This is a genomic window from Paenibacillus terrae, from assembly GCF_000943545.1.
GTDB classification, from domain to species: Bacteria; Bacillota; Bacilli; order Paenibacillales; family Paenibacillaceae; genus Paenibacillus; species Paenibacillus terrae_A.
Genome location: NZ_JTHP01000009.1, coordinates 115,972 through 126,604, shown reverse-complemented (window position 1 = coordinate 126,604; position 10,633 = coordinate 115,972). Strand labels below are relative to the sequence as shown.

The following is a 10,633-nucleotide window of genomic DNA, read 5'->3' as shown; positions in this document are numbered from 1 at the left end:
CTTTTTCTTGTTTTATGCAAATTCGCAATCCTGTGAGGAGGTCTTTTAATCGTGCCCGATTGCAATCCACAGAATCAAACCTTCACAAACCGAACCTGCGTGTCTGCGTTCCACAGTGAACACCGTCGAATCTCTCTGACAATTCGTGACAGATACTATTACCCCAGGTATGCTCGCATTACCTGTGATTGCATAACGCACGTCCTGGAATGGCTGCTCAAACACAATGCTCACATCATCCCTGTCCGCTTCTGCGGGAATGTAAAAAGGAATGCTGCCAAACCGTGTTGAGGCCACTCTTGAATTAAATGTATGCTCACGAAGAAGCCCGTCATCATAAGTCACGTTAAGCGGAGGTTCGTCATCATCCGTAAAAGCAGCAGCAGGCTTGTCAGCAGACAACGCTACCCGCTGCTGCTTGGGGCGATGCCTGCCTTCAGCAATGTGGATACTGGTAATGGAGCAATCCAGCAACGATTCCTGCTCTGACTGACCTCTGTATGCTATAGACGATATGCCTTCTTCTGTATTATGTTCCGTATCTGCCTCAGGCACAGACAGCAGCAGTACAGACGCCCGGTTCATCAGCATGGCTTCCTCCAGTGTCTTGGGAAGCTTATGCTTCCGCCATGCTGCTTCATCCACAGTGATAGGGTCATGAGTTGGAGCTTGGGTATCCACGATTGACTTTACACTTGCCGTTTCCCGCTGAATCGGTTTGCCGGATACGGAAGACGTTTTATTTTTGTCTATTCGAGGGGAGGGAACCGCGTTGGAAAGGTTACGCCGCGCTGTTCTTTTATCCTTACTATTATGGTTCATACGATGGTTCATAATGACCGCTCCTTTGGACAGGAGTGAACCAGCGGTCGCTCCGCTTCATTCACCCGGCTGGGAATCATGCTAATGCCTATACGATAGCCTATGCTCACAGTTGGGCTCATGTCACTACGTTACGCAATCCAGCATGATTTGCGCCCAGCGCTGTGCTGAATGCTGCCATAAAAACCGTTTTCGTACCTCGGCAATCCCGGCCTCTCCCATGCGCCGCCGCAAGTCAGGCTGCTGGAGCAGTCCAATGACAACAGCAGCCATTTCCTGCTCCCCCGGAGATGGAGACACAAGCCAGCCCGTCTCCCCGTGCCGTACAACCTCTGGGATGCCGCCCGTACGGGAAGCAACTACGGGCACGCCTGCGGCCATCGCCTCCAGATTGACCAGCCCGAAGGCCTCATCTCTCACCGAAGGAACAACGGTCACATCGGCCAACTGATATAGCGAGGCCAATGCCGGATGGGGAACATAGTCGAGAAACTTGACGTGCTTTCCCATCCTGAGCTTACGTGTCTGCCGATGCAGCGACACCGAGTAAGGCGTGAGGCGATCCTGCCCGTAATAGGCGCTGCCCGCAATGAGCAGCAGCACATCCGGGCAGGTACGGGAGATGCGCGGCAGGGCCTTGAGCAGCCGATGAACGCCTTTACCCGGCACCAGCCTGCCCGCGTAGAACACGATCCGACGGCCCGCCCAGCCGAAATCGTTCAGCCGTGCCGCTCTGACCGCTTCTGCCGCAGGGGTCCAACGCGGCAGGAAATCGCCAGGATGAATGCCCAGCTCATTTATAGCGATGCGTCGCCTGACAGCATCAGAGCTGTCAGCGGTCACGGCTGCCCGCATGTAGGCGCTGTTCACGATGATCCGCTCCATCGGCAACAGCAGTCGATCCACTTCCTTCCGTTTGAGGTGCGGCTCCCGGATGAAAGTGGTCGAATGCAAAGTTAGCACGATCCGGCTATCGGGCAAAGCGTTGTGGATCGCATATGCCGCAGCCGGGCGGTTGTGTACATCCACCACCGCAGGTGACCATCTTTTCAGGTCAGCAATCACCTCGGGAATATAACTTGGCCCCTGCTTATAACGTATGCATGGCACCCCGTCCACATCGGCGGTATCCGGTACCTCTTCTCCCCGTATGCCGTATATCTGTACCTGAAGCTTATCGCTGGCCAGCGGTACCATATGGGCAATAACCCGCTCTACCGAGCTGCTGCGGGGCGAAGGTATAACAAAAGAGCCCGGTGTAATAACTGCTACCTTCGGCCTCTGCATCAGCCCTGCACCTTCTTTCCTCTTTGATTCAAGCTCTCTCCTGCAAATTCTCTTCAACACTCATGGTGTATCATATCGCCCCCCTGCCTGAAAGGTGCCTGGCTCCTCACTTTGGGCAAGCAGCAAGGCTACCGTCCATGCCTGGCCGATCTTTGATACATATGATGGACTAGAACCACTGAATTGTCAGTTGGAGTCACAACAAGGAAGGGCGGACATACCCATGCTGCATGTCGGCGTCATGCTCAACCCGGCAACGTACCGGGGCATCCCCGCCATGAGGACCGGATATGAATCACTCACCAATTACGTGGACGCCGGGTTGAGCCATGAGCTAATCCCCTGCTTTCTTCGTTTGGAGGAAATTCATATACTGACCGGAACATGCCGGGCTTTTGTTAAACATGGTAACGGCTATCAGCAGATGACTCTCCCGTTGCCACGGGTCATCCACAATCGGACTCTCTATCGGCAAAACGAAAACTCCCGTGAAATCAACAGACTGGTGCAGAACGGAATTTATATCTTTAATGAACAAAACCGTTTCCGTAAGGACCACATACATGCGATATTGCAGGAGGACCCTCTGCTGTACCCCCATCTTCCGCGAACGCTACAAGGCAATCTGGCTTCAATTCGTACTTTGATGGAGCAGACCGGAGATGTCATCATCAAGCCAAGCAGCGGGAGCATCGGCAGAGGAATTATGCGCCTGAGACGTTCCCGTGGTGACTGGACTTTACAATGCGCACATCCCACTGTACCCGATCGGTGGATCACACTGCGCCTGTACGCCGGAGAACTGCCTTCATTTCTACACAAGCGGTTACTGCGTAGTCCTCATATCGTGCAGGAAACATTACCGCTCGCTTTGTATAACAACCGTCCTTTTGATATTCGTGTGACGGTGCAACGCGGATATGGCGGTATTTGGAGCGTGACAGGCATGTTTGCCAAAATTGCTCCTTCCCACACCTTCGTTTCCAATGTGGCGCAGGGCGGCTCGGCCCGTTCCTTGCCAGAGGTGTTGTCACAGGCACAGACCGCTCAGCCATGGAACGCAGCCCGTCTGATGAATGAATTGGAAAGACTCGCGCTGCAAATCGTTCATCGGCTGGCACAAAACCTTCCCCGGCTGGCTGACGTCGGTCTGGACCTGGGCATTACGCAGGAAGGCAAGATTGTTTTTATCGAATGCAACGGCCGCGATCAGCGCTACGGCTTCAGCCAGGCAGGCATGAACAATGTCTGGAAAGAAACGTACACTCAGCCGATGGCTTATGCGCGTTGGCTTCTCGAACGGATGCCCCCGGCAGACACCGACCGTTCACTCGACCGTCCACTGTATTGATTTACGTCACATTCTGTGTCAATATAGTTCAGAGCGGCCGGACAGGTTCCGGCCAAGACGGCTCGGAAATGAACAAGGGGGATCTGAAATGGCAAAACAGTGGCTGCGGCTCATGACTGAGCTATCATCGCGCAAGTGGGTGTGCCGGGTTGTGGGTTCCTTCGCGCAAAGCGGTGCAAGCCGACTTTTTATCCCCACCTTTATACGTACGTACCAGATCCAGACGCATGAGGCTGAACAGGAATGGAAGGAATACCGTTCCCTGAACGCCTATTTTACACGCAAATTAAAAGCGGGCATGCGCCCGATTGATACGAACGCCGAGGTGATGACCAGTCCGGTGGATGCGCGGATTAACTTCACTGGCCCAATTACGTCCGGCACTATTTTGAATGTCAAAGGTCAGGACTATACGCTGGATGAGCTGCTTAACCGTTCGCCGCGTCTTGAGAAATACACGCACGGCTATGCCTTTGTGCTGTATCTCAGCCCGACCGATTATCATCGTATTCATGCGCCGGTATCCGGTACACTGGTGGAGAAGGAGCATTTGCGTGGCAAGGTATATCCGGTGAATGACTTCGGCTTACAGCACATGAGAGCGGTTCTGAGCCGCAATGAACGGCAGATTACGTACATTGCCCATGAATACGGCGAGGTGGCGGTCGTCAAGGTTGGCGCGATGAATGTAAGCAGCATCAAATACACCGATGATGAAGCTGTCTCATGGGAAAAAGGCGAGGATCTCGCATATTTCGAGTTTGGATCAACCGTCGTTTTGCTGACCGAAAACGGCACGTTTGATCCTGACCCTGCGCTGAAGCTTGGAGATGTAGTTAGAATGGGGCAGCGTCTCGGTTGCTTCCGGCACGATCCCAAAGCGTAAGCAAGTTTGCCGTTACAGCATGACAACAGCAACATATATGAAAAAGGACCCCAGCATTGCTCAGGTCCTTTTTGTGTTTATCTTTTTATTCGTTATAGGAAATATGCTCAGAACCACACGTTCACCGCTCCGTCGCTTGGCTACAGCCTGTCCACCCGCTCATTCCTTCACCTGATCTCGGACGGACTTTTCCCCGTGTACTGCTTGAATTGGCGGCTGAAGAAAAAAATGTCGCGGTATCCCAAAGCCTCTGCCACCTCAGTCACATTCATTCCGGCATACAGCAACAGATGCTGTGCGCGCTCAATTCGCATGCTGATGATATGAGATTGAGCGGAAACACCCAGCAACTCCTTAAATTTGATTGAAAAATAGCGCGGTGACAGCCCTGCCCGTGCCGCCAAATCCTCGACGCGATGAGGAAGCCCCGGATGCTGGCGCACATAATTGGCCGTTTCCCGGATGACCTCGGTGAGCTGGTGGCTGGCCGGCCGCTCCTGTGGCTCCTTGCGGTCGGCACGCAGCAGATGTATCATGAGCTGCTTCAGGATTAGCCTGCCCTCCTCCTCGGCCCCGTAAGCACGTTCCAGGCGCAGACGGACGTACCTGGCAAGCATATGCTCCACCTCGATCGTTTCCTCCAGCATACGATAGCTTGCAGGGATGATCTCCGGCTGCTCGGTAAGATCAAAATGAATATAGGTAAGTATTAGCGGCTTTTGCGGGTTATGTGTGGCACGAGTATCATCCCCCGGCTTGAACAGGAAGCAGCTTCCTTTGCTTACCGGATAGGACTCCCCGTTCAATACAACCGTTCCTTCACCGCTCCATACATAAAATAAATCATAGTTTGGCATCGGCCTTTCGCGCACCTGCCATTTCCAGCCCGGCTCGCACACAATTTTGGCAAAGGCGGACAACAGGATGAATGATGACGCAGACGTATCCAGCAAAATCTGTACCTCCTTATGCTATTCTTTCGTTGTCCTTGATCCCGTTAAATTATAATATAAGCGCAGAACAGCCATTACGCAAAAAATAAAGCCTTCCCTCCCCATGGATTTATGCTCCAGCAGGTCAGGAGAGCTTCGTTGACGCTTTTGCGTGACGCTTACCGTGTGTAATGCTATAATATGTAATCAAAATGACTTGGAAGGATGAAACCGGAATGAATCCACTGGCAGCGCAGTTAAACCGCAACATTCAGGCAGGCAACGAGCATGTATATGAAATGCTTTCTCTTTTAGGTAAAGAGATTTATTTCCCAAAAGAAGGAATTTTAAGTCAATCCGCTGAGGCGGGGAAACTTGCTAAAAAGTACAACGCTACAATTGGTATTGCTACCGAGGGTAGCGGTCCTATGCATTTGGAGGTCATTCAGGAGAAGCTGTCTGCATACAGCCCCAAGGACCTGTACCCTTATGCGCCTCCTGCGGGCAAGCCCGAACTGCGTAGTGTATGGCGGGAAAAAATGCTGAAGGAAAACCCGTCGCTCGCTGGAAAAAGCTACGGCCTACCTGTGGTTACGAACGCGCTGACTCATGGTTTGAGCATCGTTGCCGACCTGTTTACGGATGAAGGGGATGCTGTCATTTATCCGGACAAAAACTGGGAAAATTATGAGTTGACCTTCGGTATTCGCCGTCATGGACGATTGGTGAATTTCCCGTTGTTCACAGAGGATCAACGTTTTAATAGTGAGGGGTTACGTGAAGCGCTGCTGGCGCAGAAGGAATACGGCAAAGCCATCGTTGTACTGAACTTCCCGAACAACCCGACCGGGTATACACCAGGAATCGAAGAAGGCAAAGCGATTGTTGCTGCCATTCAGGAAGCAGCAGAAGCAGGCATCAATGTTGTAGTTGTGACAGATGACGCTTATTTTGGCCTGTTCTTCGAGGATTCGCTACATGAATCGCTATTCGGCCAGTTGGCTGGACTTCATCCAAGAATTTTACCAGTCAAAATTGACGGAGCTACCAAAGAAGAATTCGTTTGGGGCTTCCGTGTCGGATTTATTACCTTTGCTTCGGAACATCAGGACGTGCTGAGCGCACTGGAGCAAAAAACACTGGGAATTATACGGGCAACGATTTCCAGCGGCCCTCACCCGTCGCAAACCTTCGTGCTGGATGCTCTCAAATCACCGGATTTTGAGCAACAGAAGGAAGAAAAGTTCCAAATCATGAAAGGCCGGGCCAACAAGGTCAAGGCGTTACTTGATAGCGGAAAATACGGAGATGTATGGAGTTACTATCCTTTCAACTCGGGTTATTTCATGTGTCTCAAGCTGAACGGCTTGTCCGCCGAACAACTGCGCACACATCTGCTGGAGCAATATGGGGTGGGAACGATTGCACTGGGTGAGCATGATCTCCGTATCGCATTCTCCTGTATCGAGGAAGAATATCTGGAAGACTTGTACGACATTGTTTATCGTGGTGTGCAAGACTTATTGAACGCCTAATCTAATCGGTCGGTATTAACTGGTTAGACTTATAGCTGGATTAAGCGGTGTGCCGGATGTTGCGGCATACCGTTTTTTTATATCCCCTGTTGAACGATTCATTCACAACTCGAAGCACTTATCCCTCAGCAGCCAGCAAAGATTGTTGCGCCAGCGGCAGCAAAATGATAACCTCCGTACCCGCTCCCGGCTCGCTCTCATACCGTATACTGCCGTTCATCGCTTCAATCATGCGAAAAGAGACTGCTGTTCCCAGCCCTGTTCCTACTTCTTTGGTCGAAAAAAACAAAGTGCCTACCCGTTCCAGATGTTCCGGGCTCATGCCTTTTCCAGTATCCTTGATATTCAGACATGCCTTCTCTTCCTGAACTGCCAGCTTTATGTCTACCTTGCCTCCATCTTCCGCAGCCTCAATCGCATTTTTCGTGATATGAATTAACGCCTGCAACAGTTGATTACGATCCGTATGTAGATATATATCATTCCTCAGCTCCGTCTGCATTCTTACGCCTTGCTTGGCCGCCATCGGTTTCAGGAGCAGAACAATCTGTTGAACCATGCCGGACAGATCCATCAGCTCTGTCTTCCCAATCTGCGGCTTGGATAAATTCAAATAGTCGCTAATGATTCTTTCAGCCCGATCCACCTCCGCCAGCGCCAACGCCATATATCTGCGGTTTTTTCCTTCCAGCCCTGACTGGGCCATTTGCAGGAACCCTTTTACGACCGTCAACGGATTACGAACTTCGTGAGCCATGGAAGCGGCCAGTTCCCCTAACGTATTGAGACGTTCAGCATATTTGATCTTTTTTCTCATCTCTTCCCGTTCGAGACTAAACTCCATCCAGCAAGAGGCAGCTCCGATATTTAGAAATTGAATTATAGCAAACCAAAGGACCCCCTTGATCAGCTCGACTTCATCCTCATCCAGTCTGCCGTTGGCCCAGGAATGCATCATAAGAATAACCAGCATGATCACATTCATCCACACACTCATGAGCAAGTTTATCAACACTCGGGCCAGCATGCCTTTGAGCTGCATAAATCTTTTTCTCACCAGGAGAGGTCCGAGATAACATAACAGCATGCTAATCAGCCCCACCCCGATGGAATCAGGTCCAACATAAATGCGGGCCATCACCATAAGTGTTATATTCACCAGTCCTGCTACGGGGCCAAAATATAAAACGGAGAGGATCAGCGGAACATATCGGAGATCCCAAAACAAGCCGTACCAGCTATACGAGAAAATAAGACAAAGCACAGAAGAGATACCCAGCACCCCTCCCATGAGCAATGGGGCATGTTTCATATGTCGATGATCCGATAAAGTGCTATACACCAGCAAGGGTACAAAAACCAGAAATATATTCACGAGCAGCTTGTCTGCCAGCATCTCGTTGTTCCCACTTTCCAAGTGATAATGATTACATACTTCTTCTATTCTCGACAAAACGTGGCTTTTCCTCTCTATCCCCCCCTATCCGTTGAAAAAAATAAGGCGATCCGGCAATGTACCTCCACAATGGCCCACGCAATACGAAAATGCTCTTCATAATATACGGTGTATCCTACATCACGATGACCGAGAGGAGAATGAGCATGGGAGCAGAAGAAACAAGAGGCGGTTACGGTGGTTTCGGCGCATTCACAAGCACAGGAACGATTCTGGTGCTGTTCATTTTGTTAGTGATCATCAGCAAAACGATTTTCATTTAAGCAGACGGACATCTGCGCCCACGGCTGACCCATAGCAGTACCAACGCAAAAAGGCTATTCTGCAAACAGCGCTTGCTGCTTACGGAATAGCCTTTGTTTTTACTTTATACACACAGGATCAAACTTCTTCCTCATCTTGACCGTCCAGACGCCATTTTTTCGCCTGAGCGCCTCGTACCAGGTATACTACCAACACTCCACCAGCCAGCGTAAGCAGCGTGGAGATCAGCCCTTCAGTTCCTCTCAACAAAAAAGGAAGCCACAGGACGACCGCAACCGGCAACAGCAGCCGGACAACAAAGTCCAGGAAAGACGCACGGCGGATATGTGCAGGAAGCGGATAGAGCTGGAGCCATAACGAATCCTTGTGGTACTGCCTTAGCGAAGTAATCTGCACGCCGATCAGGAATATAAAAAATAAATACACAGCGATACCGATCCAACTCGTATGCGTGATCCATATAATCAACAGGCCGAGGATACCCAGTCGTATCACCATCCCCACAGGCTCTGTACGCACAAAGGTCTTGAACAGCAGGTAACGATAAGCTCCCCTTTTGTCCCACGGTATGTTACCACTCAACCAGGACAACCAGCGACGCGGAGTCACTCTCTGCGTAAGGGCCGGCACATCTACAAACCAGCCCAAAGTACGCATCACACGGGCAGCCTGAATGCCTTCTGTACGGATCAGGTTTTCCCATGCCACCAGCAGCTTGACCGGAAAACGCAGGACAAGCACGTACACCACACCCACCAGCAAGATAAACGGCAAGCTGCGCAGCGGAGGCTGCCACAGCCATGCAGCTACCAGCAGCACTGCCAGCACCCAGCGAAGCAGACGATACCCCATACTTGCGCCGCGCGATACCATGCGCAGCTCCTGCCAGCCGCCATAGCTGAACAGCAGCTTCAGCAGCACGAACAGCAGTATGGTCAGCAGCAGTGGCTTAGGCGCAGTATCGCTGCGGATATACAGCGGCCATGCGATCACTAGCAGCAACAGCAGGCCGAATATTTTATACACCACGCCACGGATACGGCTGGACTTAAAATATTGGTGCATCGCATGCTCCTGCGGGCGCAGGAAGACGATATCGGCTTCATTCAAATACGTACGGAAGCTCACATGAGCGACCGGAACGGCTACAATGAGCATAATCCAGCGGATGGGCAAATCCGGTGGGATATGCATAATCAGCGACGTATACCACGCGGCAAAGGCAATCAGCGCAAAGCCGAAGACGACCGCCAGGCCGCTCTGAATGACATAGCCGAGATAAGGCAGCACTTGTCCCCAGAACGCAACACGTCTTTCTTTATGCAAGCGTTGCAAATCCATGCTCATTCCCTGCCCTGTACCAGCTCATAAAATGCATCTTCCAGCGGCATGCCCGGCTTACCCGCCTGTGCTGTCACTTCGTCCAGCGTACCCTGTGCAATGATGGCACCCTGATGAAGCACAATGAAACGATCACAATAATTTTCAATCGTGGACAAAATATGAGAACTGAGCAAAATGGACGAGCCCGAGCGCTTCATTTCCAGCATAAAATCAAGCAGGGAACGAATACCGAGCGGGTCCAGACCCAAAAATGGCTCATCAATGACATATAGCGGCGGTCCCGCCAAAAATGCGCACATAATCATCACTTTCTGGCGCATCCCTTTGGAAAGATGCATCGACATGCTTCCGCTCTTATCCCGCATACGGAACAAGTCCAGCATTTGGTCACTGCGGGTGCGGAAATCAGCTTCACTGACTCCATACGCTCTGGCGGTGAATTCCATATGCTCCATCACGGTCATTTCAGGATACAGCTCTGGAGACTCGGGTACAAAAGCAATGGCTCCCTGATACTGCTCGGGATTTTCCGCCTGCTTATGTCCCTGCACGCGGATTTCTCCCGCCTGCGGTGTCATCAGTCCCAAAATATGCTTCATCGTCGTACTTTTCCCGGCTCCGTTCAGACCGATCAGCCCCACCATTTCGCCCGGCTTTACATCCAGAGAAATCTGGTGCAGCACCGGGCGCTTGGCGCTGTATCCGCCTGTCAGTCCATTAATTTGCAATACAGGCTGTTGTTCCATGGCTCCCCCT

General features: G+C 51.5%; 10 protein-coding genes. 4 read left to right on the top strand and 6 right to left on the bottom strand.

Annotated features, from left to right (window positions below):
• Positions 1-45 precede the first annotated feature (45 nt).
• Together QD47_RS07360 and QD47_RS07355 are read right to left on the bottom strand one after the other, a co-directional pair.
• Positions 46-834, bottom strand: coding sequence for a WIAG-tail domain (locus tag QD47_RS07360; protein ID WP_044645505.1), 789 nt, complete (start codon positions 832-834; stop codon positions 46-48).
• Between the two features lie 114 nt (positions 835-948).
• The gene (locus QD47_RS07355; protein ID WP_044645504.1) at positions 949-2,109 is read right to left on the bottom strand and encodes a glycosyltransferase family 4 protein; all 1,161 of its coding nucleotides are present in this window, start codon (positions 2,107-2,109) and stop codon (positions 949-951) included.
• A 223-nt stretch (positions 2,110-2,332) separates the two neighbouring features.
• Here QD47_RS07355 and QD47_RS07350 point away from each other — a divergent pair, with 223 nt between their 5' ends.
• Positions 2,333-3,460 carry a YheC/YheD family endospore coat-associated protein gene (locus tag QD47_RS07350; RefSeq protein WP_044645503.1) on the top strand — a complete coding sequence of 376 codons (1,128 nt, stop codon included), beginning with the start codon at positions 2,333-2,335 and terminating at the stop codon, positions 3,458-3,460.
• 88 nt (positions 3,461-3,548) lie between these two features.
• Positions 3,549-4,346, top strand: coding sequence for an archaetidylserine decarboxylase (gene asd, locus QD47_RS07345; protein ID WP_044645502.1), 798 nt, complete (start codon positions 3,549-3,551; stop codon positions 4,344-4,346).
• A gap of 167 nt (positions 4,347-4,513) precedes the next feature.
• Here the strand turns inward: asd and QD47_RS07340 are convergent, their stop codons facing one another.
• A complete protein-coding gene (locus QD47_RS07340) occupies positions 4,514-5,299 on the bottom strand; it encodes a helix-turn-helix domain-containing protein (RefSeq protein ID WP_044645501.1) in 786 nt (261 codons plus the stop codon).
• A gap of 215 nt (positions 5,300-5,514) precedes the next feature.
• Here QD47_RS07340 and QD47_RS07335 point away from each other — a divergent pair, with 215 nt between their 5' ends.
• Positions 5,515-6,813, top strand: coding sequence for an aminotransferase class I/II-fold pyridoxal phosphate-dependent enzyme (locus tag QD47_RS07335; RefSeq protein ID WP_044645500.1), 1,299 nt, complete (start codon positions 5,515-5,517; stop codon positions 6,811-6,813).
• Positions 6,814-6,931: 118 nt separating this feature from the next.
• Here the strand turns inward: QD47_RS07335 and QD47_RS07330 are convergent, their stop codons facing one another.
• Positions 6,932-8,266 (bottom strand): ATP-binding protein, encoded by a 1,335-nt coding sequence (locus QD47_RS07330; protein WP_235332208.1) that lies wholly within the window; start codon positions 8,264-8,266, stop codon positions 6,932-6,934.
• A gap of 149 nt (positions 8,267-8,415) precedes the next feature.
• Between QD47_RS07330 and QD47_RS32985 the strand changes: the two genes are divergently transcribed.
• The gene (locus QD47_RS32985; protein WP_209440990.1) at positions 8,416-8,532 is read left to right on the top strand and encodes a YjcZ family sporulation protein; all 117 of its coding nucleotides are present in this window, start codon (positions 8,416-8,418) and stop codon (positions 8,530-8,532) included.
• A 118-nt stretch (positions 8,533-8,650) separates the two neighbouring features.
• On the opposite strand, the gene QD47_RS07325 is transcribed toward QD47_RS32985, so the two are convergent.
• Entirely contained in the window at positions 8,651-9,874 is a 1,224-nt protein-coding gene (locus QD47_RS07325; protein WP_044645498.1) for an ABC transporter permease, read from the bottom strand.
• 2 nt (positions 9,875-9,876) lie between these two features.
• A complete protein-coding gene (locus tag QD47_RS07320) occupies positions 9,877-10,623 on the bottom strand; it encodes an ABC transporter ATP-binding protein (RefSeq protein ID WP_025685414.1) in 747 nt (248 codons plus the stop codon).
• Positions 10,624-10,633 lie beyond the last annotated feature (10 nt).

Bases quoted from the DNA above. Each gene is read 5' to 3' on its own strand.
- QD47_RS07360 (WP_044645505.1), bottom strand. From the start codon at position 834: ATGAACCATCGTATGAACCATAATAGTAAGGATAAAAGAACAGCGCGG.
- QD47_RS07355 (WP_044645504.1), bottom strand. From the start codon at position 2,109: ATGCAGAGGCCGAAGGTAGCAGTTATTACACCGGGCTCTTTTGTTATA.
- QD47_RS07350 (WP_044645503.1), top strand. From the start codon at position 2,333: ATGCTGCATGTCGGCGTCATGCTCAACCCGGCAACGTACCGGGGCATC.
- asd (WP_044645502.1), top strand. From the start codon at position 3,549: ATGGCAAAACAGTGGCTGCGGCTCATGACTGAGCTATCATCGCGCAAG.
- QD47_RS07335 (WP_044645500.1), top strand. From the start codon at position 5,515: ATGAATCCACTGGCAGCGCAGTTAAACCGCAACATTCAGGCAGGCAAC.
- QD47_RS32985 (WP_209440990.1), top strand. From the start codon at position 8,416: ATGGGAGCAGAAGAAACAAGAGGCGGTTACGGTGGTTTCGGCGCATTC.
- QD47_RS07325 (WP_044645498.1), bottom strand. From the start codon at position 9,874: ATGGATTTGCAACGCTTGCATAAAGAAAGACGTGTTGCGTTCTGGGGA.
- QD47_RS07320 (WP_025685414.1), bottom strand. From the start codon at position 10,623: ATGGAACAACAGCCTGTATTGCAAATTAATGGACTGACAGGCGGATAC.